The organism is Paraburkholderia fungorum (assembly GCF_046027215.1).
In the GTDB taxonomy this organism is placed as follows: domain Bacteria; phylum Pseudomonadota; class Gammaproteobacteria; order Burkholderiales; family Burkholderiaceae; genus Paraburkholderia; species Paraburkholderia fungorum_D.
Genome location: NZ_JAQQEN010000001.1, coordinates 3902795 through 3927520 on the forward strand (window position 1 = coordinate 3902795; position 24726 = coordinate 3927520).

Genomic DNA, 24726 nt, shown 5'->3' on the forward strand with positions numbered 1-24726 from the left:
CACCTACTTTTCTTTGCCGGCCGCAAAGAAAAGTAGGCAAAAGAAAGCGGCTCACACCGCTAGTTTCTAAGCGGGCTCCCTGGCTTGGAGGGGATCGTGGCTCCGTAGAGATTCAGCCTGCGCACCTGCCCGCGTGAGTGACCAGGCCGTCATGCGTGTCCATCAAAAACGTGATGGAGACGGTTCACATCCAGGTCGAAGAACGCGCGCCGCGCGTGCGCGGCACAGCCGATTTCCGTGACGCCCCGGGTGAAGCTTTTCTTGTAGCCGCTATAGTCGTCGCACACCAGCTTGCCCTGCCAGTCGCCCAGGAATGCGCGCGCATGCTCGCCAGCGCGGCTGTCAGCGAAGTCGTATATCACCGCCTTGAGCGAGCAGTATTGCGTCGTGGCATACGCCCAGAGATACGCGCGGTGCGTCTTGCCTTTGCCCGGACTGAGCATCTGCACAGGTGTTTCATCAGCATGCAGCACAAGCTCACGCAGAAGGTGTTCGCGCAAAGCGTCAACCAGCGGCTGCAGTCGCACGCCGCACACGCCCACCCAGTCACCCAGCGTCGACTGCGGGATCGCCAGCCCCGCGCGGGCGCAAATGCGCTCAACCCGGTACAGCGGCAGATGATCGGAGAATTTCGACACCAGCACCCAGGCCAACAGCGCGGCCGTGGGAATGCCCTTGTCGATAACGTGTGCAGGCACGGGTGCCTGCGTCAGCGTCTCGCATTGACGGCACACCCACTTGCCGCGGATATGCCGCTCGACTGTGAACACGCCCGGCGTGTAGTCAAGCTTCTCGCTGATGTCTTCGCCTATACGCTCAAGCGCGCAGCCGCAGTTGCACGTCGTGGTATCGGGATCATGATGAATGTCGGTGCGTGGCAGGTGCGCCGGCAACGCGGCGCGTCGGGGACGTTGACGTGATTTGCGCCCGGGCGTCTCAGGCCGAAGCTGCTCAAGCTCGGCTTCGATGGCCGCCAGATCCGTATCGATCGCCTCGTCGAGCAGGCTCATCTGCTCCGTATTGAGCTGCTCGCTGCGTTTGCCAAACTGTTGCCGTTTGATGATCGAGAGCTCATGCGTGAGCTGGTCGATGCGGGTTTGCCGATACTGCAGCTCCCGTTCCTTCTCACCGACTTCGCGTTCCCTGTGCGCGAGCTGGACGGCCAGCTGCGCGGCCAATGTGCGAAGCTGGTCGGGGCTGAGCGTGGTGAGATCGGGCAGGTCCATGACACCGAGTCTGCCAGACACGCCACGCATCAGAAAGCGGAACTGTTAACGTCCGCGTTGGCCTCACACCACGGTAATGGCGTGATCGCTTGCCAGTGTGCGCCACGGCAGTCCCGTGACCAGTGCCCGTAACTGTTCCTCATTCAGCGGCAGTGAAACGCACTGCTCGCCGTTGCTCCAGACGGATGCTCCTATGCACAGACGACAGATTTCAATATGACTTCACCGGACCCTTACCCATCAGAGCGAAATCGCCGGGCAGGCGCTGAAGTACTTCGGCACGCTGTACGAGATCGAAGATGAAGCGGCCGCACTTGATCCCGATGCACGGCGTGCGCTGCGGCAGGCCCGTTCGAGACCGGTGATGGATGCCCTGCATGCTTGGATGAGTGCGCAGCGGCGCCTGGTTCCAGAAGGCTCGGCGATCGCGAAAGCCCTCGACTACAGCCTCAATCGCTGGGAGGCGCTCACGCGCTATCTAGACGATGGACATGTGCCGATGTGCAACAACTGGATTGAGAACCAGATCCGTCCCTGGGCGACAGGGAGAAAAAACTGGTTGTTTGCCGGCTCACTTCGCGCCGGCAAACGTGCCGCTGCCATCATGAGCCTGATCCGTTCGGCACAACTGAACGGGCATGACCCGCACGCCTATTTGAAGGACGTGCTCATGCGCCTGCCAACACATCGCGCCGCTGACATCGACGAGTTGCTGCCTCATCGATGGAAACCTTCCGCACGCGCTCTATAGATTCCGCGCGCGCCAGGCAAGGTGCCTTCACCGGCTGCTTACGTTTGAAGCCGCTTTCTTTTGCCTACTTTTCTTTGCGGCGGCGCCCCGAAGGAAGTCCACTTGGTGGGCAAAGAAAAGTAGGTGCCTGCCCCGCACAGGGCGACGCTAATAGACCAATAAGAACACAAGGAAAGGCCAACGCCGCAGACACAGGAAAATGCCGCCGCCAAAGGCATGCAAAAACAAAAAGCCAAACCCGCCCGGACGGGCAAAAAAACCACTAACTTTTCTCATCAAGCCGCTCCTCCCGATAGCGGCTCTCCATCTCATGTAATCTGGCATCGACAGTAGCCAGATCATAGTATCCGATTGCCTTCAAATCCCGAGCCTCCTTCAACTGCCGGATGGCCGAAAGCCAAGCCCCCTCAAGAGCAAACTTTTCAGCCAACGCCCGATGCTGCGTCAACGCATCCCCACTCCCTGCACTTGCCTGCGCGAGATACAACCACCACGCCGGCTGGTCCGGCTGCACCCGCGTCTCTTTCAACGCCAACGCCTGCGCGTCCGCAAACCGCTTCAGCGTCAGCAACGTCCGGATATGCATATCAATCGCCGCATTCGACTGCGGCCAACGCTTCTGCGCCAACTCGGCAAGCCGCGCCGCCTCATCATCACGCCCCGCACGTCGCGCGATATCGGCTGCAAGCACATCCAGACTCGGTGAACTCCGCGCCGCTCCCCCCTCGCTGCGCTCGTCCGCGACAAATGCCGCGCGCGACAAAGCCAGCGACGCCACCGCGTCGTCGTAACGCTCAAGCAGCATCTGCCCATACGCAATGCCATACCAGTTGGCGGCAACATTCACCGCGGTACGGTCCTCGATCTCAGAACGCAGTCGCGAAACATCATCGGCGTATTCACTGCGCGAGTTGTCCTGCAGGAGGCGTGCCCTCGCCCGCACGAAACCATATTCGGACGTCTGATGGGGCTGCCGGTACGGCGCACGGCGCGCACGGTCCTCCATGTCGGCGATCCGCTCGCCAGTCAGCGGGTGCGTGCGCGCATAAGCAGGAATGCCCGTGTCGCTCATCGCCGCACGATCGAGCCGTCCGAAAAACGTCGTCATCGCGTAAGGGTCATAGCCGGCCCCAGCCAGCAGCAGAAAGCCGACGCGGTCGGCTTCATGCTCGGCGGAGCGCGAGAAACGCAACTGGTTGTCGACGGCATACGCCTGGCCGCCAATCGCAATCGCGCTGCCAAGATCGCCGCTGTGCGCGAGGACGCCCGCCAGCACGCCGAACAACACGGCGGCGAGCGCGGCATAGGTGCTGCGCTCGCCCGTCGTAATCATTCGCGAGATGTGCCGCTGCAAGACGTGCCCCATCTCGTGGCCGAGTACCGACGCGAGTTCGGACTCGGTCTGCGTCGCCACGATCAAACCCGTATTCACGCCGATAAAACCACCCGGCAAGGAGAACGCATTGATCTGCGGATCACGAACCGCAAACAGGTCGAAGTCCGGTCGATAGCCACCGATATATTGCGCACTCGCTGCCGCAGCGAGTTTCGCGGCGACCGAATTCAGGTAGTCACGCACCAGCCAGTCGTCAAGATAGTCAGGATCGCGGCGCAATTCGCGCATCACGCGCTCGCCGAGCTTGCGTTCGGCCTGCGGCGTCAGCGAACTCGAGCCACCATCGCCGAGATCGGGCAGTTGTTGCGTGACGATCGGTGCGCGCCAGTTGGTGTTCGCGCCTGAGTTCCCTGAGAAGCGGCTCTGCGCACCGCCGTAGACGCCGAATACGCCTTGCGCGATGTCGGGCGGCACGATCGGATCGGCATAGGATTCGAGCGGGCCGCTTTCCAACGGCAATTCCGCGGGCTGCATATTGAGCGCGACGCTCGTCGAGGCATGCGATTGCGCAAACGCGCCCGGCGGCGCGGCGAGCGCGATCGACAACAACGCAGCAAGAAACCGTTTCGAACGCATCGCGAGGTCGTTAGCACGGAGTCGAAAGGCGACGCCCGCCGCTCGGACTAAGATGGCGGGTATAGAGCAATTGTAATCAGTCGCCGTGGCGATTCGGGCGATTCCGGCGGCTGCATCGCATGAGGCGGCCTGACGCGGCCGCCTCTGCCGCTTAAGCCCCGCTGACGTACGACATCGCCACGCTGCTATGATAGGCGCCCTCTGAAGGAGCCCAACCATGCCTGAACTGACTCATTTCGACGCCACCGGCCAGGCGCATATGGTGGACGTCGGCAGTAAGCAGGAGACCAAACGCATCGCTGTCGCGCGCGGCTCGATTCGCATGCTGCCGGACACGTTTGCACTGATCCGCGACGGCAACGCGAAGAAAGGCGATGTCATCGGCATCGCGAGGATCGCGGCGATTCAGGGCGCAAAGCGCACCGCCGACCTGATCCCGCTCTGTCATCCGCTCGCGCTAACGCGCGTCAAGGTGGACTTCGAACTCGATGAAACGCTGCCTGGCGTGCATTGCACGGTGCAGGTGGAAACGCTCGGACGCACGGGCGTGGAGATGGAAGCGCTCACCGCCGTGCAGATCGGGCTGCTGACGGTGTACGACATGTGCAAGGCGGTGGATCGCGGCATGACGATCACCGATGTGAAGGTGCTGGAGAAGCACGGCGGGAAGTCAGGGGATTGGGTGGCGGGTTGAGGACGGCTGCCGTCATCGCCCCGCTCCACTGCTAGAGCGCGAGAAGGACAGCGCCACTCAATCGTCGTCGCTGTCATCGTCCTGGTTGACGTCGCCCGGCGGCATGCCGTAGCGCTTCACGAGCTCCGCCTTGAAGCCTGTCAGCGTCTTTTGCTCGTCGCACAACTCGTACAGATAGCCCAACTGCGACGGCCAGTCCTCCAGTTCCAAGGCAAAAATCCTCAGGCGCTCGACCGTATCGAACGCCCCGGCTGTATCGCCATTCAAAGCCTGCAGCACCGCGTAACGGCGCAATACGGTTTCGCCGGGCAGCAGCGCCATCGCCTGCTTATGCATTGCAAGCTTGTGCTGCAGATCCATCGAATTCATCGGCAGCAGCGTCGCCATACCGTACTCGCCCCACGCCTGGAACAGGAACGACGGGTCCGCACGATATTGCTCGGCTGGACGCGAGCCGTAATACAGCACCTCAGAACGGGCGTAATCGCGGTACACCGGATAGAGCGCGGCCAGTCCGCCAAATACAACCGCAACAAACACGCCGAACGATAGACGGCCAGGCACGAGCCGCAGCGGCCGGGTCTCCAGCAGACCGAACACGAACATTGCCGGCAGCAAAAAGAACATGTACTGCTGCGGATATTCGACGAGCGCGTGCATTACCAGCACGCCAATCAGCGCGACGCCGAACACGCGCGCTGACGTATGCGGCGCGCGCAACACCCGCACCAGCCAGCCGATCAGGCCGATCAGCACAATCGCGAGGCCGATCAGGCCGGTCTTTGCCAGCAGATCGACGAAGATGTTGTGCGAATTGTTGGCGATCTCGACGCCGCCAAGCGTTCTCACGTAGTCATACTGATAGCTCGGGAACTCCCCCCAACCCACACCCAGTAGCGGATGCGTCCTGAACATCGTCCAGCCGTATTTCCAGAGTGCAAGGCGTGGCGCGATCTGGCCAGCGTCCTTGAAGCGTTCCGCCGCGGATTGCCCGAGCTCCAGGTGATACCGCACGTTGGCCCAGCGGATCAACGCATTGACCACGAAGAACAGCACGCCCAGCGCAATCGGGATCAACCAGTCACGCTTGCTGCGCCGTAGAAGCGACTGATCGCGGGTCTGCGCGAAGGCCATCCAGAGACCCGCCACCACGATTACCCCCGTCTGCAGCCAGGGGCCGCGCGACACGGTCAGCGCCAGTCCCACCGCGAAGAGGGTCGACACGAGCAGCCAGATGCTGACGGCAAGCCGCCGCGTCTGCACAAGGAACAGCGCCCCGGCCATTGCGAACGCAATATAGGTGGCAAGGTGGTTCGCCTGCGCCATATTGCCGAACGGCCGACGCTTGACGGTCACGTTATAGGCAACAACCAGTGGCGATACGCGCGTTTCGAGGTGAAACAGCTGGATCACCTGACAGAACACCGCAAACAGCCCGCCGACGATCAATGCGCCAGCGGCCCACCGCAGCGCCGTTTCATTGAGCTTGGCACGGGTGAAACCGTAACCGGCGTGCGTCGCCATGAACGCAGCCAGCATATAACCGCCGCCAAGCCAGTTCATCGACGGCTGCGTCACTGGCAGCAACACCGACTGCGCCACCAGCACCAGCCCGAACAGCAACGGCACCAGCGCCACGACCGGCGAAGCGAACGCAATGCGCGGCCTCGCACTCAACACCAGCAACACAACGCCCGCACCGGTCAGCAGATACAGCGCGATCGCGGTGAATTCGGCGTAGAAGGTGGGAATCGGATACGTGTGGTTGACGACTGCATAGGGCAGCACCAACGCGAGTGCCAGCAAAATGAAAGACAGATAGCGCGCGAAAGGGGTGGGCATCGAGTAACCGGTGGGCGTCAGCAACCGGCGCACTATACAAAAAAATTCTCCTGCTGTGCGCCGGCCAGGCCGAAATGTCCCGAAAATCAGCCTTTTACGTTTGAATGGCTACTCAAGCCATCGATCATGCGCGGCACTCCGGTGGTGCAAGGTTCGACGGCAAGGTCGGTGCATCCGCGGGTGCGGGTCCGGCACCCGGCGCAGGCAGCGACGAGGCGGTCTTGCCGCTGGCAAAACACTCCCAGGCGACCGCGCCGGCTTGCGCGGAGCCCTTGCTCAACGCAATTCGCGCGGTGGGTGCGTCGATATTGTCCGGCACCGACGGCACCAGCGTCAGCGTGTTCGAACCGGCCGGCGCGACGCGCGTCGAGAAAGCGACCGTGATTTGCCCGGTGCCGTCGTCGACGTGAATCGACTCGACGTTGCGGGTGGCCGGCGGCGACGCATAACCGCCGCCGAACGGATTGCCGCTGGCGGCGTTCTCGGACACCGCAAGGCGCGCGGATGCCGCCAGCGACAAGCCCTCGCCCACACGGCTGCGGGCCAGATAGTCCTGATACGCGGGAATGGCGTAAGCGGCAATCACGCCGACAATCGCCAGCACGATCATCAACTCGATCAAGGTAAAGCCAAAGCCGACGCTGCGGCAGGCGCGCGCGAGCCGCGCAGGCCAGCGTGCGCGCCGCAAGGCGGACTGCGGGGACAGCGATTGTGAATAAGGGGAATACGGCAAGGTAACGATCATCGGCAGGCTCCTGAAACAAAAAACGCCTGCCCCACGGATCGGGGACAGGCGCTTTTATCGTAGCCAGCGGTACTCGTTTCCCACAGTCAGCCAGATGGCTAATGTTGCAGTTGTCACGCCGCCTGACCGTGCTTCAGGTTCTGGCGGCCGCGCGGTTCGCATTGCGGCGCTTGAGCAGATAGCCGAGCAGCACAACGAACACGGCACCCGCAATGCTCATGCCGTATTCGGCCAGCGGCGAATCAAGGATCGGCCAGCGGTCGCCAGCGGGGTCGTTGACGATCAAACCGCCGGCAATCCAGCCGAGCAGCGCGGCGCCGAGCGTAATGACAATTGGAAACCGGTCAAGGAGCTTCAGCACCAACTGGCTGCCCCACACAATCAGCGGAATGCTCACCACGAGGCCAAAGATCACTAGCGCGAGACGGTGGCCCGGATCGGCCGCTTCGGCCGCGCCGGCAATCGCGATCACGTTGTCCAGACTCATCACGGCGTCGGCGACGATGATGGTCTTGATCGCCGACATCAGCTTATCGGCCGGCTTCACATTTTCATGGACGTCATGCGCGGGCGCCATCAGGCGCACGCCGATCCACAGCAGCAGCAGACCACCGGCGAACTTCAGAAGCGGCACGTCGAGCAGCGCCACCGCGAACGCGATCAGCGCCACGCGCAGCACAATCGCGCCGGCCGTGCCCCACAACACGCCTTTAGTGCGCTGGTCGGGCGGCAGGTTCCGGCAGGCGAGCGCGATCACAACGGCGTTGTCGCCACCCAGCAGAATATCGATGACGATGATCTGGATGACTGCGCCCCAGTGGAGGGTGGCGAAGAACTCGAGCATGAGCGAAAGAATAAGAAGAAATCGAACACGCAGCCAATAAAAAAGCGGAGGAGTTGAAAACTCCCCCGCTTTTTAGGACTGCACGCTTGCGAAAGGACTTCGTAAGCGTATCAAAAAACGCGCTGTCAGAGCCGCGAATTTCGATTTACAGCATCGCCTTCAGAAGACGCGCCATTTCCGACGGGTTCTTCGTAACCGTGATGCCGCAGGCTTCCATGATTTCCAGCTTCGCTTCAGCGGTGTCCGCACCGCCCGAGATCAGCGCGCCGGCGTGGCCCATGCGCTTGCCCGGAGGCGCCGTGACGCCAGCGATGAAGCCAACCACCGGCTTCTTCATGTTGTCCTTGATCCACTCAGCAGCATTCGCTTCGTCCGGACCGCCGATCTCACCGATCATGATGACGGCGTCCGTATCCGGATCGTCGTTGAACATCTTCATCACGTCGATGTGCTTCAGACCGTTGATCGGGTCGCCGCCGATACCGACTGCCGACGACTGGCCGAGGCCGATCGCCGTCAATTGGCCGACTGCTTCGTACGTCAGCGTGCCCGAACGCGACACGACGCCGATGCGGCCCTTGCGGTGGATGTGACCCGGCATGATGCCGATCTTGAGTTCGTCCGGCGTGATCGTGCCCGGGCAGTTCGGTCCGAGCAGCAGCGTCTTGCGGTTTTCGGCACGCATACGGGCCTTGAGCTCGATCATGTCGCGGACGGGGATACCTTCCGTGATACAGATCGCCAGATCCAGATCGGCTTCGACCGCTTCCCAGATCGCAGCAGCAGCGCCTGCCGGCGGCACGTAAATCACCGACACGGTCGCGCCCGTTTCAGCCTTGGCTTCAGCGACGCTTGCGTAGATAGGAATGCCTTCGAAGTCTTCGCCAGCGCGCTTCGGGTTCACGCCCGCAACGTACGCTTCACGGCCGTTTGCATATTCACGGCAAGCACGCGTATGGAACTGACCGGTCTTGCCGGTGATGCCCTGCGTGATGACCTTCGTGTCTTTGTTAATCAGAATCGACATGTATTGACCTCTGTTCGTCCGGCGCCGCGCTGTAGCGCCACGCGGCAGGATGTTCTCCGCCCGCGTCGCTCGCGCGCCGCCATTCGTAATCCTGGTTGAACGCGCTCGTTACTTGCCTTGAGCGGCCGCGACGACCTTCTGAGCCGCTTCTTCCATGCTGTCTGCCGCAATGATCGGCAGGCCGGATTCAGCGAGCATCTTCTTGCCCAGGTCTTCGTTCGTGCCCTTCATGCGGACCACGAGCGGCACCTTCAGCGACACGGCCTTCGACGCCGCGATCACGCCTTCCGCGATCACGTCGCAGCGCATGATGCCACCGAAAATGTTGACCAGAATCGCGGTCAGGTTCGGGTTCTTCAGCATGATCTTGAACGCTTCCGTGACCTTCTCGGTCGTGGCGCCGCCGCCCACGTCCAGGAAGTTCGCCGGTTCGCCGCCGAATAGCTTGATGGTGTCCATCGTTGCCATCGCGAGGCCTGCGCCGTTCACGAGGCAGCCAATGTTGCCGTCGAGCGAGATGTACGCCAGGTCGAACTTCGATGCTTCGACTTCAGCCGGATCTTCTTCGTCCAGATCGCGATACGCGACGATTTCCGGGTGACGGAACAGTGCGTTCGAATCGAAGTTGAATTTCGCGTCCAACGCGATAACCTTGCCGTCGCCGGTCAGGATCAGCGGGTTGATTTCGGCCAGCGATGCGTCGGTTTCCCAGAATGCCTTGTACAGGCCTTGCAGGATCGCGCGTGCTTGCGGCAGCGAAGCGGCGGGCACGCCGATCTTCGTTGCCAGCTCGTCGGCTTCGGCGTCTTTCAGACCGGTCGACGGGTCGACAGCAATCTTGTGGATCAGCTCAGGCGTCTTTTCCGCGACTTCTTCGACGTCCATGCCGCCTTCGCTCGATGCCATCACGACGATCTTCTGCGAAACGCGATCGATCACCAGGCCGACATACAGTTCCTTCTTGATGTCAGCGCCTTCTTCGATCAGCAGACGATTCACCTTCTGGCCTTCCGGACCGGTCTGGTGCGTGACGAGCTGCATGCCGAGGATCTGGTTCGAGTATTCACGAACCTGTTCCAGCGACTTGGCGACCTTCACGCCGCCACCCTTGCCACGGCCACCCGCATGGATCTGAGCCTTCACGACCCATACCGGGCCGCCGAGCTCTTCCGCGGCCTTGACCGCATCATCCACCGAGAAGACCGGCTTGCCGCGCGGTACCGCGACGCCGAATTTCCGCAGGATTTCCTTACCCTGGTACTCGTGAATCTTCATGCGTGATTCCCTTCAGTCTGAGAGTTGGATTGAACTTCATTTCCGCTGCCGTCGTTCATGCCGGACGCGCCGCCGCCATTGCCTGTCTGGCGGCTCGCCTCATCGCTCGACGACGTCCCACGCTCCGCTGTTCGCGGTGCGCGGCCATACCAGCGCGGATAAAACTGTTGCACCGCCTCGCCGTCGAAACGCAGCGCGTGGCAGCGTCCCAGCTGGAATGGCGGTTTGTCGTTGGAATGCTCGTCTGCACTGTTAGACGACTCGTTCCCTGAACTCGCCGTCGCGCCCGGCGCGCCGTCATTGGTGTTCCATACGTCGCCCGCGAACGCCTGAATGGCGGCGGTCGGCAGGATCGCGCACAACTCGGTGAGATGCGTGCAACCGGCCGTGCCGCCCAGCAAACGGGCAGCTTCACGACGGAAGTTTTGACGGAGATTGAGCCCGATGAGGGCACGGTAGGCGGGATTGCTGGCCTGGCACAACCCTGGATAGGGCACCCAGTCGGACGACGCCTCGGCGTCGACGACATTGAGCTTGCGATCGATGGTGATGCGAAGCCAGAGTTCATGGATCGGCTGACCATTGGGCCGGACGCCCGACGCAAGCACCACATCGCGCGGTTTTTCGTCGGTCAAGCACGCTTCCACATCCCACAGGCCATCGGCTCGCTCATAAGCTTCCGCTCTGATTGCGCGACGGTGGCGCAACTGACGGGACACTGGCGGGGAGAGCGGCATGCGGGAGGAAAGGCCGGATTGGAAAACCCATGAATTTTAGCATACTGGGTATTTGAGACAGGTCGGAATGCGCAGGGCCACCTGGCGGGCGGTTCAGCGCGGAAGGCCCTATCTCAAAGTGCGGCTGGTGGTGGGGTTTTGCGGTGGGTTTGTCGCGGGGTTTTGCGGCGGGGTTTTGCGGCGGGGTTTTGCGGCGGGGTTTTGCGGTGGGGTTTTGCCGCGGGTCTGTCACGGCTTTGGCACGACGCGCCGCTTCAGTCCTCGTCGAGCCCTTTGAGAATTTTTCCGATCGTCGCGCCGGAGAAACCGCGCGATGCCAGAAAACGCGCCTGCTTCGCCCGCTCCGCGGGCGTTTCGGGCAGCTGGCCGAATTTCTTGTGCCAGACAACCTGGGCGCGTGCCAACTCGGTTTCGCGCAGTTGCGCACTGGCTTCTTCAACCAGCGTCTGGTCGACCGCGTGCTGCTTCAATTCACCGACAATCCGGTTCGCCCCAAGCCGCGACGAGCGCCGATGAATCAGACTTTCCGCAAAACGCGAATCGGACAGCCAGTTTTCGGACTCGAGCGCATCGAGCAAGGTGTCGAGCGAATCGGTTTCTTCGACGAACGGCTTTAGCTTGCGCGCGAGTTCCGAGCGGCTGTATTCACGCCGGGACAAATAGCCGAGCGCGCGGCCTTTCAGTGAGCGGGCTGGACGTTGGGATTTTTTTGAATCGTCCTGACCCGGTTTCGCTTCGCCTGGCGCACGGCGCGAGCGGGTGTAGGTTGTTTCAGAAGGATCAGAAGGATCAGATGAGGACTGCGGGGAGGAAGCGGACCGAAGGCTCCGGCCTGCGGCCCGATCATGCGCTTCGAACGATTCGAACGGATCGAATGAATCCGACGAATCGTCGTCGCGCGGGCCAGCTGCGTGGCGTCCAGCATTAACAGCGTTGGACAGCGGCCGGCCCTTGCGTATCACGTGATGGTTACTCTTCTTCGCCCGCGACTTCTGCGGGTGCGCCGGTCACCGCTTCCGCCATGGCATTCACGCCAAGCGATTCACGGATACGGTTTTCGATCTCACGGGCGATGTCCGGATTTTCACGCAGGAATTCGCGCGCGTTGTCCTTACCCTGACCGATCCGTTCGCCGCTGTAGCTATACCAGGCGCCGGCCTTATCCACGATCTTGGCTTGCACGCCGAGGTCGATGATTTCGCCCTGACGCGAAATGCCTTCACCGTACAGGATGTCGAAAATCGCTTCGCGGAACGGTGGCGACACCTTGTTCTTGACGACCTTCACACGCGTTTCGTTACCGATCACTTCGTCATTCTTCTTGATCGAACCGATCCGGCGAATATCCAGACGCACCGACGCGTAGAACTTCAGCGCGTTACCACCCGTGGTGGTTTCCGGGTTGCCGAACATCACGCCGATCTTCATGCGGATCTGGTTGATGAAGATCACGAGGCAGTTCGTGCGCTTGATCGTACCGGTGAGCTTGCGCAGCGCCTGCGACATCAGACGCGCTTGCAGACCCGGCAGCGAGTCGCCCATTTCGCCTTCGATTTCAGCCTTCGGCACGAGTGCCGCGACCGAGTCGATCACGATCATGTCGATCGAGCCCGAACGCACCAGTGCGTCCGCGATTTCCAGCGCCTGTTCTCCCGTGTCCGGCTGCGACACCAGCAGGTCGTTCACGTTCACGCCGAGCTTGCCCGCGTACTGGATGTCCAGCGCGTGTTCCGCGTCGATAAACGCCGCCGTGCCACCGATCTTCTGCATTTCGGCGATGACTTGCAGCGTCAGCGTGGTTTTACCGGACGATTCCGGGCCATAGATTTCGACCACACGGCCACGCGGCAAACCGCCGACGCCCAGCGCGATGTCGAGACCAAGCGATCCGGTTGAGACCACCTGGATGTCTTCGACTACCTCACCTGCGCCGAGCCGCATGACCGACCCTTTGCCGAACTGCTTTTCGATCTGCGCGAGCGCGGCAGCCAGTGCCTTGCTCTTTTCAGCAGTCAGTCCAGCCGAGCCTTTCTTGCTTTCTTCCATGAATCGTCCTTTGCTATGATGAACGGCGTCTGAGGCAGATGTGCAGCCCATTCTGCACGGACAGCACACGAAACCCAGACACTGTATAAAAAAACAGTAGTTTTGGCAAGCGCGATTCTCATGCGAACGCGCATTTTTACTGTCGCACTGCCCAAACTACCCACAATATTTTTCGGAGACCGCTGTGCGCCGAGGGGACACCCACGGTGCCGGCAAGCCTGCACTGGCGCACCATGCGAATTCTGATTGCCGAAGACGACAGCATACTCGCGGACGGTCTGGTTCGATCACTCCGCCAATCGGCCTATGCCGTCGATCACGTGAAGAGCGGCGTCGAAGCGGACACCGCCCTTTCCATGCAGACTTTCGACCTGCTGATTCTCGATCTGGGCCTGCCGCGCATGTCGGGGCTCGAGGTGCTGCGTCGCCTGCGCGCGCGCAATTCGAACCTGCCGGTGCTGATCCTCACCGCGGCGGATAGTGTGGATGAACGGGTCAAAGGCCTCGACCTCGGCGCCGACGACTACATGGCCAAACCCTTCGCGCTGAACGAACTCGAAGCGCGCGTGCGCGCCTTGACCCGGCGCGGCGCCGGCGGCGGCCCGACTGTTGTGCGTCACGGCTCGCTGTCGTTCGATCAGGTTGGCCGGATCGCCTATGTCAACGAGCAGGTGATCGACCTGTCGGCGCGCGAACTGGGCCTGCTCGAAGTGCTGCTGCAACGGATCGGCCGACTGGTGTCGAAGGAGCAACTCGTCGACCACCTGTGCGAATGGGGCGAAGAGGTCAGCAACAACGCCATCGAGGTCTACGTGCACCGGCTGCGCAAGAAAATCGAACCGAGCGGCGTACGCATCATCACCGTGCGGGGTCTGGGGTATTGCCTCGAGAAAGCCGCATCGCCCACGAACGCCAATGCGCTCGCCGCGCCCCCTCACGCCGAGCCCGAGCCGCCCTCCTCGCCGTCGTCGGCAGCCATGCCGGCGAGCCATCACTACAAATAGAGGCCATCCATGTCCGCGCGCGCAGACCGCGCTACGGCGCACGCGGCGGACCTCGACGAGGCGCGCGACGAGCGCTACGCCAATCCGTTCGCTCCGCCCGACGAAACCGAAGCCGCCGCGGCGGCACGACCGCGCTCGCTATTCGGCGAAATCCTCGACTGGATGCTGGCGCCACTCCTGCTGCTCTGGCCGATGAGTCTCGCGGTGACTTATCTGGTCGCCAAGTCGATCGCCAATGGGCCGTTCGACCGCGCACTGGAAACCGACGCCTACGTGCTGGCCCGTCAGATCCACCCGGTCAACGGCGTGGCCGAGTTGTCGCTACCTGATTCCACGCGCGATTTTCTGCGCACCGACAATGTGGACAGCGTGTTCTATCAGGTGCTCGGCACGCGCGGCGAACTGGTGGGCGGCGAGCGCGACATGCCCTTGCCGCACGAGGAGGACCGGCCGCCGCCGGGTCTCGTCGAATTCCGCGACGACATGCTGCGCGGCAACGATATTCGTGTGGCCTACACGACCGTCGAGTTTCCGCAGACACCCGGCGCGCAGCCGGTGCTGGTGCAGGTTGCCGAGACGCTCGACAAACGCAGCCAGCTCGCCAACGACATCATCAAAGGCGTGATCCTGCCGCAGTTCGTGATCCTGCCGCTGGCGATCCTGCTAGTTTGGTTTGGCCTGTCGCGCGGACTCGCGCCGCTGCATGCCCTGCAGGCGCATATTCGCGCGCGCCGCCCGGACGATCTGTCGCCGCTCGAAGCGCGTCGCGCGCCGCCGGAAATCGAGCCGCTGGTGACCTCGTTCAACGATCTGCTGACGCGCCTCGAGCAGAACATGGAGCTGCAAAAGCGCTTTATCGCCGACGCCGCGCATCAGATGAAAACACCTCTGGCCGGTCTGCGCACTCAGGCCGAGCTGGCGCTGCGCCAGGACGCTTCAGCGGAAGTCCACCGCTCGCTCGAACAGATTGCCACCAGCTCGGAGCACGCGGCGCGGCTCGTCACGCAGTTGCTCGCGCTGGCGCGCGCGGAAAACCGCATGTCGGGGCAAATTTTCACCCCGGTCGAGGTGACCGAGGTGGCGCGCAACGCGGTGCGCGACTGGGTCCAGGCCGCGCTCGCAAAGCAGATGGACCTCGGCTACGAAGCGCCCGACGAACCGGTCGAAGTCGATGGCAATCCGGTCATGTTGCGTGAAATGCTGTCGAACCTGATCGACAACGCGATCCGCTACACGCCGGCTGGCGGGCGCATCACCGTACGGGTCCGGCACGACGCGGCAGCGCGGCTTGTGCATCTTGAAGTGGAGGACACTGGGCTCGGTATTCCGGTCGCGGAACGTGCGCGCGTGATCGAACGTTTCTACCGCATTCTCGGCCGCGAAGGCGACGGCAGCGGACTTGGGCTCGCGATCGTCCGTGAGATTGCCACGATGCACGGCGGCGCGCTGGCTATCGACGACAACGTCTATCAAACTTCGCCGCGGCTTGCCGGGACACTGGTGCGTGTCAGCTTGCACGTACTTGAACGGCCACAGGACTTACCCTAACGCCACCGGGCCGCCCGCATGCCGCGTCGCCGAATTGACGACATTTATCGGTGAGTTCGCATATTTTGTAGGCATATTGATGAGTGTTCAGCAAAAATCCCACAACACACCAGACAAACCCGTTTCCCTCCTGCGCGTCAGTACGCCGTAAGTTTCCACTCCAATAATCGGTTTCACGGGAACGCCTTTGCCGGCGGACCGCGTGCACATATCAATATTGGAGACGACATATGGCTACCGTTGGCGGGCAAATCTCGCACGTGCCGATGACGCGCGATGAGAAGCGGGTGATCTTCGCATCGTCGCTAGGTACGGTTTTCGAGTGGTACGACTTTTATCTGGCCGGCTCGCTCGCGGCCTTCATCAGCAAAAGCTTCTTTTCCGGCGTCAATCCGACCGCCGCCTTCATCTTCACGCTGCTCAGCTTCGCCGCCGGTTTCGCGGTCCGGCCGTTCGGCGCGATCGTGTTCGGGCGCCTCGGCGATATGGTCGGGCGGAAACACACCTTCCTCATCACGATCGTGATCATGGGCCTGTCGACGTTCCTGGTTGGCTTCCTGCCGGGTTATGCGTCGATCGGCATTGCATCGCCGGTGATTTTCATCGCGATGCGGATGCTGCAAGGCCTCGCGCTCGGCGGCGAGTACGGCGGCGCAGCCACCTACGTGGCGGAACATGCGCCGCCGGGACGCCGCGGCTTCTATACCGCATGGATCCAGACCACGGCCACGCTCGGCCTGTTCCTGTCGCTGCTGGTGATTCTCGGCGTGCGCACGGCAATGGGCGAAGACGCGTTCGGTGTCTGGGGTTGGCGCATTCCGTTCATCGCGTCGATCATCCTGCTCGGCGTATCCGTGTGGATTCGCCTGCAACTGCATGAATCGCCGGTGTTCGAGCGCATCAAGGCCGAGGGCAAGACTTCGAAGGCGCCGCTGACCGAAGCATTCGGCCAGTGGAAGAACCTGAAGATCGTGATTCTCGCGCTGGTCGGCCTGACCGCCGGCCAGGCGGTGGTCTGGTACACGGGCCAGTTCTATACGCTGTTCTTCCTGACGCAGACGCTGAAGGTCGACGGCGCGACGTCCAATATCCTGATCGCGATTGCGCTCCTGATCGGTACGCCGTTCTTCCTGTTTTTCGGCTCGCTGTCAGACCGGATCGGCCGCAAGCCGATCATCATGGCCGGCCTGCTGATCGCTGCCTGCACGTACTTCCCGCTGTTCAAGGCGCTGACGCACTACACGAACCCGGCGCTGGAAGCGGCTACGGCGAAGGCGCCGATCGTCGTGATCGCGAACCCGGACGAGTGCTCGTTCCAGTTCAACCCGGTCGGCACCTCGAAGTTCACGAGTTCCTGTGACATCGCCAAGAGCGCGCTCTCGAAGTCCGGTTTGAACTACGAGAACGTGGCGGCGCCGGCAGGTACGCTGGCGGAGATCAAGGTCGGCGATACGGTGATCAACACGTATGACGGCAAGGCCGCCGACGCCAAGGATCAGGGCAAGGCATTCGACAAGACCCTGACTACGACGCTGAAGGCCGCCGGCTACCCGCCGAAAGCCGATCCGTCGCAGATCAACTGGCCGATGAGCGTTGTGATTCTGACGATCATGATGATCTACGTGACGATGGTCTACGGCCCGATTGCGGCGATGCTGGTGGAGATGTTCCCGACGCGCATCCGCTACACCTCGATGTCGCTGCCGTATCACATCGGCAATGGCTGGTTCGGCGGCTTCCTGCCGGCGACCGCCTTCGCGATCGTGGCGGCGAAGGGCAACATCTACTCGGGACTGTGGTATCCGATTGTGATCGCGCTCATCACGCTCGTGATCGGCGTGCTGTTCGTCAGGGAAACCAAGGACTCGGACATCTACGCCAAGGACTGAAACACTTGATGAACGGGGCAACTTGAAAAAGTTGTGCGCCGGGGGTTGACAGCCTCCGGCCCTATCCTCATAATCTCGCTTCTTTCGGCGAATTAGCTCAGTTGGTTAGAGCGACGGAATCATAATCCGCAGGTCCGGGGTTCGAGTCCCTGATTCGCCACCAGTTGCAAGAAAAAGCCGCTGATCCGTAAGGTTCAGCGGCTTTTTTGTTTTTGGGTCTCCAAACTGCAACTTGCAACTTCAAGGAGGTTTCTTGATGACGTTCCGCACCGCCGCGCTCGCCGCAGCCAGCGCTTCCATCGCGCTTCTGACCGCCACCTCGTCGCTCAGCGCTCATGCGCAGACACCGCCCGACAGCCAGTGGCGTGCCAGTCCGATCACGCTCTCCACCTTGCTGCAGGACGGCTACAGGATCGTTGCGGTAATCGATGGCGCGCATGGCAATGCCGGCTCGGCCAACACGATTTTCGTTCAGCGCGATCAGAGCGCCTTCAAATGCATCGACCCACAGCAACCGGACGCGAAGTCGAAAGCATCGGTCGCGCCGCCCGCATGCTTCGAACTGGTTCAGCCGGCCGGCGCAACACCTGAGGCCAAGTAGAGGCGCTCACTTACGAACGCGGCCGCATGACCTCGTGGATGCCACGGATAATTTCCTCGCGTGTCTCGCCACCGCTTTCCTGCGCCGACATCCCTGCGGCGCGATTGAGTACCGGCGCCCCCTCGTCGTGCTCCAACGCTTGCCCACCGTCCAACCGGAGCTTCTGGCCCGCGCAATCGACCCTCCGGGGCGGTAACGTCCCGTCCAACAGATACCGGATGACCGGCTCGTCAACACAAGGCGATCCAATCGGAAAACCGGCATGCGAATACTCGTCTTTTATGTAGATCAGCCTCGCGTTTGGCAGCTTGTCGAACATCCTTAGCGCACCCTCGGCAGCAGTCGGCCCGTCGAACTGTCGCTGGATCATCAGGATCGACGGCGCGCGCGCCACCTTGTCGATTGTCGGCTTGATCACTGCGGACTGCGGCGGCTTCCAGAACAGGCAGCTAAAGTTAAGTACGCTGCCGCCGAGTATCCCATTGCCTAGTGGATACTGCGCCGCGTATTCGGCGTGTTTGTCGATCCAGAACTGCTTGTTATTACTGAGCGCGGGCGTGTCGTTACAGATGACGGCCAGATCTACGGCGGCCTCCGTTGACATGTGCAGCGCATTTTTCTCGGGAGTCAGAGGCTGCTTCGCTTCAAAGTACCGGGGCACCAGGCTCTTCGTCGCGATGTCGAGCGCCATCCTGTTCGCGGTCGCGTGGCGCGACAAGACGTGCTGTTTTGCAAGCGCCACAATCTGCTCCTGCGTCCCGCCGGGATGCTGCTCGAGCAATTGCTGCACGCCTTTCGCGGCGACGAATACGGACACGCCTTCGTCGATATAACCGGATAACTGCAAGGCACGTGATTTATCGAGCGCCAGCGAAGTCGCTGCCTTCAGCGCCGGCGACAGGGCCGCGAATTGCTGCCGCGCCGCGTCGGGACTGGTACCCAGATTGAAGTACGCATCGTGGCGCGCGGCGTACTGTGCCATCACCTGGTCGGCCACTCGCTGCATTGCCGGCGGCTGTTGCAAGATGCCACTCTCGGCAAAGGTCGGCGCGGAGAAGTCCAGATTGCTGCTCAACACCATTCGTCCGGTATGCTCGGGAAACAGTCCCGCATACCAGGCGCCGAGCCATGTCCCATACGAGTGGCCAATGTAATTGAGTTTGGCGTCGCCCAATACTGCACGAATCAGATTCATATCCCGGGCTATCTGCTCCGTGTTGATGTAGGGAGCAAGCGCGTTTTTCTGACATGCCTTCGATTTCAGTTCGGCATTGCGTAACAATGCGTCCACGGTCGCCGGGTCGGTATTCCCTCCCCACAAAACAGTCGTGAGGCGCTCGTTCGAACCACAGGTCAACTGTGTGCTAGAGCCTATGCCCCGTATGGAGAACCCGACCAGATCGTATTGACTGATCACCTGCCGCTCAGCCGATGTCGCCGAAGAATGACTCCATAGTTCATTGAATGCATATAGCAATTTCAGGTTTTCCGCGATCCCGTCGCCGCCAGGTCCGCCGGGATTGAACAGCAGCGAACCCACGCGTCTGGCCGGGTCTTTCACGGCAAGCCGCGTCACAGCGACCGTTATATCGCCCCGCGCGGGATTGCCCCAGTCCATCGGTACGCGAACCTCCGCACAACGCAGACGAGGAGATTTTGCCGCCTTTTCAAACGCCCCTAAGGCGGTTCCGTCACACGGACGCCAAGCAACCTTTTGCTCGAAGTACGGTTTCCGCGCCGCGGTAAGCTTCTGGTCCGGTGTCAGGTCTTCGGTGCTGCCGCCGCAACCTGTTAGCCCGACGGTGACGATGATCGATGTCGACATGGCCGCTCTGATCTTCATGCTGCCCCCTCTGCCCGATCACTTCGACCGGCCTGCATGTCGACTGCGCTGCGCGCCACGGCATGCGATAAGCGAACGTCCCAGTTGGCAACAGCAGGTCGCCGGCGGGAACAGGAGAGGGTGAAGACGGGCTTGCACCCCGCCTACGAATATAGGGAGGTCAACGGCGACTGTCAGCGCGGTGCAATGACGCAACCACGGGGAAGCACCAATCTCATTGGAAGTTTGCGGACTTCAACGATCCACCAGCCGGCTCAGATTGCCGCGCACCCGTTGCAGCAGCGCGATCAGTTGCTTCGCTTCCTCATCGGTGAACCCGTTGAGCGCCTCCTGCGCGACCTCGTCGCCAACTTTGCGCGCCTTGCCGAGCGTGCGCTCGGCCTTCGGCGTCATGTGCACCTGGCGCTCGCGGCGATCCTGCGGATTCTCCGTGCGCTCGATCCACCCGCCCTCTTCCATCCGGTCCAGCAAACGCCCCGCCGAAATCGGCGCGACTTCGAGCAGGTCTGCGAGACGCGCCTGATTGACGTCGCCGTAATGGGCGAGATTGGCCAGCACGCGGCACTGCGCACGCGTCAGATCGACAGACGACTTCGCGAGATCGTCGAACCGCTTGCCTGTCAGACGGCCGACGTCGGAAATCAGAAAGCCGAAGCGCTCTTCGAGTTGGGTTTTCATGGGCGGATTATACGAAAGCCTTTCCATTGCCGACGCCGAAACGGGCGCCATTCAGGCTCCGCACAACTCCTGGTGGGCGAGCGCCAGCGCAGCCGATATACTAAGCATGCTTACTATATCGGCCCCGCCCTCATTCATGTCCTCCGAAGCCCCGCCGAAGAGCGCTGCCGCGCCGCTCAACCGGCCCATGATCACCGTCTCGATCATGCTCGCGACGCTGATCCAGACGCTCGACAGCACCATCGCCAACGTCGCGCTGCCGCACATGCAGGGCACGCTCTCCGCGTCGCAGGATGAAATCACCTGGGTGCTGACCTCATACATCGTCGCCGCCGCGATCGCCACGCCGCTCACCGGCTGGCTGGCCGACCGGTTGAGCATCAAACGGCTGCTGATCGTGGCGATCGGCGGCTTTACGGTGGCGTCAGCGCTCTGCGGGCTGTCGGAAACACTGACGCAGATCGTCGCGTCGCGTTTGCTGCAGGGGATTTTCGGCGCCTCGCTGGTGCCGCTTTCGCAATCGATCCTGCTCGACATCAATCCACGCGAAAAGCAGGGCCAGGCGATGGCGGTGTGGGGCATGGGCGTGATGGTCGGGCCGATTCTCGGACCGACGCTCGGCGGCTGGCTAACGGACAGCTACAACTGGCGCTGGGTGTTTTTCATCAATGTGCCGGTCGGTGCGTTCGCGCTGTTTGGCGTGGCGACCTTCCTGCCCTCGCGCGAACCCAGGCACGACGTGAAGTTCGACGCGTTCGGCTTCGTCACCCTGGGGCTGGCGATCGGCGCGTTGCAGGCAATGCTCGACCGCGGCGAGCAGCTCGACTGGTTCGGCTCGCATGAAATCGTCATCGAGGCGCTGATCGCGGCGATCAGCTTCGCCTTCTTCCTCGTGCACACGGCGACTGTCGGCAAAGCATCGTTCTTCAAATACGAATTGCTGAAAGACCCGAACTTCGCCACCGGCACGTTCTTCATTTTCGTGATCGGCGCGGTGATGTACGCAACGCGTGCGTTGCTGCCGCCGATGCTGCAAAACCTGATGAACTATCCGGTCGCCACCACCGGTCTCGTCACCGCGCCAAGCGGCGCGGGCACGATGCTCGCGATGCTGATCGCCGGGCGGCTACTGAAACGTATCGACGCACGGTTGCTGCTGCTCACCGGGTTCCTGATTTCGGCGTACTCGCTCTGGCAGATGATGCACTACACGATAGTGCTGTCGCAGTCGGACATCGTGTGGCCTGGTGTGATTCAGGGCTTCGGCCTGGGTCTCGTGTTCGTGCCGCTGAGCGCGCTGACCTTCTCGACGCTGACAGCGGAACTGCGCGCGGACGGCACCGCGACGTACAGTCTGATGCGCAATATCGGCAGCAGTATCGGCATTTCGATCGTGCAGACACTGATGACGCGCAACACTCAGGTCTCGCACGCGGATCTGGCCGCGAACATCACGCCGTTCAATCCGTCGATCCAGCCCATGCTCAATAGCGGCTCGAATTACGACATGGCGGCGCTGAACGTGTCGATCACGCAGCAGGCTTCGATGATTGCCTATCTCAACGACTTCAAGCTCATGTTCATGGCGACCTTGCTGGTCATCCCGCTGCTACTGTTGATCCGCCCGGCGCACAAGGCGCCGGATGCGTCGATTGCTCACGCCGCGATGGATTGAGCACGGCGGCAACGCAAGCTTGCCTGGGTCCGTACGGACAATGCGCGCCCGCGGGCTGACCCGCTGATAGCTGTCCGAGGCGCAGCAGATCGGCAGACCAACAACCTCATCCCTCGATGCGGCCGCGCGTCACGCCCAGCAAACCTGCCATCGCGGCGCGCGCCGCCACGGCATCGCGCTCGCGGATCGCTTCGAACACCGCCGTGTGTTCGGCCAGCGACGCGTTGAACACGTCCGCGCGTTTCGCATTCAGCCGCAACTGTGCTTCGAGTGTCCGCTCGATCAGCGTACCGAGCGGAATCAGCAATTCGTTGCTGCAGGCGGTCAGCACGCTCAGGTGAAACTGCAGGTCGGCGCGCACCCATTCATCGACATTGCGCGCCGCCACCATGGCCGCGTGCGCGGCTGCCAGCGCATTGAAGGTGTGATCCGTGTATGAAGCCGCGGCCAGACTCGCGGCGTATGGTTCGATCATCTCGCGCATTTCCTGCAGCTTGAGCGCAAACGCCATCGGCTCCGCGACGCGCGAATACCAGTCGAGCACATCGACATCGAGCAGATTCCATGCGTTTCTCGGCCGCACTCGTGTGCCCACGCGCGGCCGCGATTCGATCAGCCCTTTCGAGGTCAGCGTGCGCAGCGCCTCGCGCAACACCGTCCGGCTCACGCCGAACGTGTCCATCAACTCTGCCTCACGCGGCAGGATCGAGTCGGGCGCATAGTCACCACGCAGAATCGCGGTCGCCAGCAGATGGGCAACGCGCCCATGCAGATCGTGCTGAATAGCTTTCTCCCAGCTGCCTTGCGGCGCTCATGAAATCGGACCTCAGTCCGGAACGACCGCGATTATCAGGCATCGCAGCCTTCAGACCCACTGCCCGCACGTGCCCTTGTAGCGGCCACTATCTGGCCAATAGTACTATTAATAGTACTTAAACGCGCTTTTGTTGTAGCATGTGAATCCTCGAATATTTCGCATGAGGCCCGTGTAAGCGCTAAAGCATCAACTCGGGCCGACACCGGAGACGCACATCATGAAAATTACCAAGCTCGAAACCTTTATCGTTCCGCCGCGCTGGTGCTTCCTCAAGATCGAAACGGATGAAGGCCTCGTTGGCTGGGGCGAGCCGGTGGTCGAGGGCCGCGCGCACACGGTGGCGGCGGCGGTCGAGGAACTGGCGGACTACCTGATCGGCAAAGATCCGCTGCTGATCGAAGATCACTGGCAGGTGATGTACCGCGCGGGCTTCTACCGCGGCGGCCCGATCACGATGAGCGCGATCGCTGGCGTCGACCAGGCGCTGTGGGATATCAAGGGCAAGCATCACGGCGTGCCGATTCATGCGCTGCTCGGCGGCCAGGTGCGCGACAAGATCAAGGTGTATTCGTGGATCGGCGGCGACCGTCCGAGCGACGTCGCCAACAACGCGCGCGCCGTGGTCGAACGCGGCTTCAAGGCGGTGAAGATGAACGGCTCGGAAGAGCTGCAGATCATCGACACTTTCGACAAGGTGCAAGGCGTCATCAACAACGTCGCGGCGGTGCGCGAGGCCGTCGGCCCGAACATCGGCATTGGCGTGGATTTCCACGGGCGCGTGCATAAGCCCATGGCGAAGGTTCTCGCCAAGGAACTCGACCCGTACAAGCTGCTCTTCATCGAAGAGCCCGTGCTGTCGGAAAACGCCGAGGCGCTGCGCGATATCGTCAACCAGACCAATACGCCGATCGCACTCGGCGAGCGCCTCTATTCGCGCTGGGACTTCAAGCACATTCTGTCGGGCGGCTACGTCGACATCATCCAGCCGGACGCGTCGCATGCGGGCGGCATTACCGAGTGCCGCAAGATCGCATCGATGGCTGAAGCGTACGACGTCGCGCTCGCGCTGCACTGCCCGCTCGGCCCGATCGCGCTGGCCACCTGCCTGCAGATCGACGCGGTCAGTTATAACGCGTTCATCCAGGAACAGAGCCTCGGCATCCACTACAACCAGGGCAACGACCTGCTCGATTACATCCGCAATCCGGAAGTCTTCAAATACGAAGACGGCTTCGTTTCGATTCCACAAGGCCCGGGACTCGGTATCGAGGTCAACGAAGAGAAAGTGCGGGAGATGGCCAAGGTCGGCCATCGCTGGCGCAATCCGGTCTGGCGCCATGAAGATGGCAGCGTCGCCGAATGGTGATCGCATGACTGCATGAACGAGCGCCGCCCACGGGCGGCGTTCTCTTAACGCCCTTGGGCGCGCGTTACGCAGACGTGGCGCGAGTGCCGTCTCAGTTACGTAACACCCCGGACCGAAGCGGCCCAAACAGCCGTTCAAGGGCTCTC

19 protein-coding genes, 1 tRNA gene and 2 pseudogenes are annotated in these 24726 nt (G+C 61.9%); 9 read left to right on the top strand and 13 right to left on the bottom strand.

Going from position 1 to position 24726, the window contains the following annotated elements:
- Positions 1-185 precede the first annotated feature (185 nt).
- A pseudogene (tnpC, locus tag PQR27_RS17445) lies at positions 186-1226 on the bottom strand (IS66 family transposase); the annotation flags it as partial.
- A gap of 238 nt (positions 1227-1464) precedes the next feature.
- On the opposite strand from tnpC, the pseudogene PQR27_RS17450 reads away from it, so the two are divergent.
- A pseudogene (locus PQR27_RS17450) lies at positions 1465-1977 on the top strand (IS66 family transposase); the annotation flags it as partial.
- A gap of 262 nt (positions 1978-2239) precedes the next feature.
- On the opposite strand, the gene PQR27_RS17455 reads toward PQR27_RS17450, so the two are convergent.
- Positions 2240-3949, bottom strand: a complete 1710-nt coding sequence (locus PQR27_RS17455; protein ID WP_408524813.1) for a M48 family metalloprotease — start codon at positions 3947-3949, stop codon at positions 2240-2242.
- Positions 3950-4166: 217 nt separating this feature from the next.
- Between PQR27_RS17455 and moaC the strand changes: the two genes are divergently transcribed.
- A complete protein-coding gene (gene moaC, locus PQR27_RS17460; RefSeq protein ID WP_408524814.1) occupies positions 4167-4643 on the top strand; it encodes a cyclic pyranopterin monophosphate synthase MoaC in 477 nt (158 codons plus the stop codon).
- 57 nt (positions 4644-4700) lie between these two features.
- Here the strand turns inward: moaC and PQR27_RS17465 are convergent, their stop codons facing one another.
- The 8 genes from PQR27_RS17465 to recA all read right to left on the bottom strand — a co-directional run bounded on the left by PQR27_RS17465 (position 4701) and on the right by recA (position 13159).
- Entirely contained in the window at positions 4701-6485 is a 1785-nt protein-coding gene (locus tag PQR27_RS17465; protein WP_408524815.1) for a PglL family O-oligosaccharyltransferase, read from the bottom strand.
- A gap of 124 nt (positions 6486-6609) precedes the next feature.
- The gene (locus tag PQR27_RS17470; RefSeq protein ID WP_408524816.1) at positions 6610-7230 is read right to left on the bottom strand and encodes a pilin; all 621 of its coding nucleotides are present in this window, start codon (positions 7228-7230) and stop codon (positions 6610-6612) included.
- 133 nt (positions 7231-7363) lie between these two features.
- On the bottom strand, positions 7364-8074 hold the full coding sequence (locus PQR27_RS17475) for a TerC family protein (protein WP_408524817.1): 711 nt from the start codon (positions 8072-8074) through the stop codon (positions 7364-7366).
- A 145-nt stretch (positions 8075-8219) separates the two neighbouring features.
- Positions 8220-9101, bottom strand: coding sequence for a succinate--CoA ligase subunit alpha (gene sucD, locus PQR27_RS17480; protein WP_299629653.1), 882 nt, complete (start codon positions 9099-9101; stop codon positions 8220-8222).
- Between the two features lie 108 nt (positions 9102-9209).
- The gene (gene sucC, locus PQR27_RS17485; protein ID WP_179734195.1) at positions 9210-10376 is read right to left on the bottom strand and encodes an ADP-forming succinate--CoA ligase subunit beta; all 1167 of its coding nucleotides are present in this window, start codon (positions 10374-10376) and stop codon (positions 9210-9212) included.
- A complete protein-coding gene (locus PQR27_RS17490; RefSeq protein WP_408524818.1) occupies positions 10373-11113 on the bottom strand; it encodes a DUF2889 domain-containing protein in 741 nt (246 codons plus the stop codon). The genes sucC and PQR27_RS17490 overlap by 4 nt, the downstream gene beginning before the upstream one ends.
- Before the next feature lie 254 nt (positions 11114-11367).
- Positions 11368-12075, bottom strand: coding sequence for a recombination regulator RecX (gene recX, locus PQR27_RS17495; RefSeq protein WP_408524819.1), 708 nt, complete (start codon positions 12073-12075; stop codon positions 11368-11370).
- A 7-nt stretch (positions 12076-12082) separates the two neighbouring features.
- Positions 12083-13159 carry a recombinase RecA gene (gene recA / locus PQR27_RS17500; RefSeq protein ID WP_408524820.1) on the bottom strand — a complete coding sequence of 359 codons (1077 nt, stop codon included), beginning with the start codon at positions 13157-13159 and terminating at the stop codon, positions 12083-12085.
- A 233-nt stretch (positions 13160-13392) separates the two neighbouring features.
- Here recA and PQR27_RS17505 point away from each other — a divergent pair, with 233 nt between their 5' ends.
- From PQR27_RS17505 to PQR27_RS17525, 5 genes are all read left to right on the top strand, one after another.
- Positions 13393-14163: a response regulator gene (locus tag PQR27_RS17505; RefSeq protein ID WP_408524821.1), complete on the top strand. Its 771-nt coding sequence runs from the start codon at positions 13393-13395 to the stop codon at positions 14161-14163.
- Between the two features lie 9 nt (positions 14164-14172).
- Positions 14173-15711, top strand: coding sequence for a sensor histidine kinase (locus tag PQR27_RS17510; RefSeq protein WP_408524822.1), 1539 nt, complete (start codon positions 14173-14175; stop codon positions 15709-15711).
- A 230-nt stretch (positions 15712-15941) separates the two neighbouring features.
- The gene (locus tag PQR27_RS17515; RefSeq protein WP_408524823.1) at positions 15942-17600 is read left to right on the top strand and encodes an MFS transporter; all 1659 of its coding nucleotides are present in this window, start codon (positions 15942-15944) and stop codon (positions 17598-17600) included.
- Positions 17601-17686: 86 nt separating this feature from the next.
- Positions 17687-17763: transfer RNA gene (locus PQR27_RS17520), tRNA-Met, on the top strand.
- A 93-nt stretch (positions 17764-17856) separates the two neighbouring features.
- On the top strand, positions 17857-18201 hold the full coding sequence (locus tag PQR27_RS17525) for a hypothetical protein (protein WP_408524824.1): 345 nt from the start codon (positions 17857-17859) through the stop codon (positions 18199-18201).
- A gap of 10 nt (positions 18202-18211) precedes the next feature.
- On the opposite strand, the gene PQR27_RS17530 is transcribed toward PQR27_RS17525, so the two are convergent.
- Both PQR27_RS17530 and PQR27_RS17535 read right to left on the bottom strand, forming a co-directional pair.
- Positions 18212-20044, bottom strand: coding sequence for an alpha/beta fold hydrolase (locus PQR27_RS17530; RefSeq protein WP_408524825.1), 1833 nt, complete (start codon positions 20042-20044; stop codon positions 18212-18214).
- 234 nt (positions 20045-20278) lie between these two features.
- Complete coding sequence (locus tag PQR27_RS17535; protein ID WP_408524826.1) at positions 20279-20722, bottom strand: MarR family winged helix-turn-helix transcriptional regulator; 444 nt, start codon at positions 20720-20722, stop codon at positions 20279-20281.
- A gap of 136 nt (positions 20723-20858) precedes the next feature.
- On the opposite strand from PQR27_RS17535, the gene PQR27_RS17540 reads away from it, so the two are divergent.
- Positions 20859-22397 (top strand): DHA2 family efflux MFS transporter permease subunit, encoded by a 1539-nt coding sequence (locus tag PQR27_RS17540; RefSeq protein ID WP_408524827.1) that lies wholly within the window; start codon positions 20859-20861, stop codon positions 22395-22397.
- 106 nt (positions 22398-22503) lie between these two features.
- Here the strand turns inward: PQR27_RS17540 and PQR27_RS17545 are convergent, their stop codons facing one another.
- The gene (locus tag PQR27_RS17545; protein WP_408525515.1) at positions 22504-23181 is read right to left on the bottom strand and encodes a FadR/GntR family transcriptional regulator; all 678 of its coding nucleotides are present in this window, start codon (positions 23179-23181) and stop codon (positions 22504-22506) included.
- A gap of 250 nt (positions 23182-23431) precedes the next feature.
- Between PQR27_RS17545 and dgoD the strand changes: the two genes are divergently transcribed.
- Positions 23432-24580, top strand: a complete 1149-nt coding sequence (gene dgoD, locus PQR27_RS17550; protein ID WP_408524828.1) for a galactonate dehydratase — start codon at positions 23432-23434, stop codon at positions 24578-24580.
- The last annotated feature ends 146 nt before the right edge of the window (positions 24581-24726 follow it).

Coding starts and splice junctions, on each gene's coding strand:
- PQR27_RS17455 (WP_408524813.1), bottom strand. CDS start 3,949: ATGCGTTCGAAACGGTTTCTTGCTGCGTTGTTGTCGATCGCGCTCGCC.
- moaC (WP_408524814.1), top strand. CDS start 4,167: ATGCCTGAACTGACTCATTTCGACGCCACCGGCCAGGCGCATATGGTG.
- PQR27_RS17465 (WP_408524815.1), bottom strand. CDS start 6,485: ATGCCCACCCCTTTCGCGCGCTATCTGTCTTTCATTTTGCTGGCACTC.
- PQR27_RS17470 (WP_408524816.1), bottom strand. CDS start 7,230: ATGATCGTTACCTTGCCGTATTCCCCTTATTCACAATCGCTGTCCCCG.
- PQR27_RS17475 (WP_408524817.1), bottom strand. CDS start 8,074: ATGCTCGAGTTCTTCGCCACCCTCCACTGGGGCGCAGTCATCCAGATC.
- sucD (WP_299629653.1), bottom strand. CDS start 9,101: ATGTCGATTCTGATTAACAAAGACACGAAGGTCATCACGCAGGGCATC.
- sucC (WP_179734195.1), bottom strand. CDS start 10,376: ATGAAGATTCACGAGTACCAGGGTAAGGAAATCCTGCGGAAATTCGGC.
- PQR27_RS17490 (WP_408524818.1), bottom strand. CDS start 11,113: ATGCCGCTCTCCCCGCCAGTGTCCCGTCAGTTGCGCCACCGTCGCGCA.
- recA (WP_408524820.1), bottom strand. CDS start 13,159: ATGGAAGAAAGCAAGAAAGGCTCGGCTGGACTGACTGCTGAAAAGAGC.
- PQR27_RS17505 (WP_408524821.1), top strand. CDS start 13,393: ATGCGAATTCTGATTGCCGAAGACGACAGCATACTCGCGGACGGTCTG.
- PQR27_RS17510 (WP_408524822.1), top strand. CDS start 14,173: ATGTCCGCGCGCGCAGACCGCGCTACGGCGCACGCGGCGGACCTCGAC.
- PQR27_RS17515 (WP_408524823.1), top strand. CDS start 15,942: ATGGCTACCGTTGGCGGGCAAATCTCGCACGTGCCGATGACGCGCGAT.
- PQR27_RS17525 (WP_408524824.1), top strand. CDS start 17,857: ATGACGTTCCGCACCGCCGCGCTCGCCGCAGCCAGCGCTTCCATCGCG.
- PQR27_RS17530 (WP_408524825.1), bottom strand. CDS start 20,044: ATGAAGATCAGAGCGGCCATGTCGACATCGATCATCGTCACCGTCGGG.
- PQR27_RS17535 (WP_408524826.1), bottom strand. CDS start 20,722: ATGAAAACCCAACTCGAAGAGCGCTTCGGCTTTCTGATTTCCGACGTC.
- PQR27_RS17540 (WP_408524827.1), top strand. CDS start 20,859: ATGTCCTCCGAAGCCCCGCCGAAGAGCGCTGCCGCGCCGCTCAACCGG.
- dgoD (WP_408524828.1), top strand. CDS start 23,432: ATGAAAATTACCAAGCTCGAAACCTTTATCGTTCCGCCGCGCTGGTGC.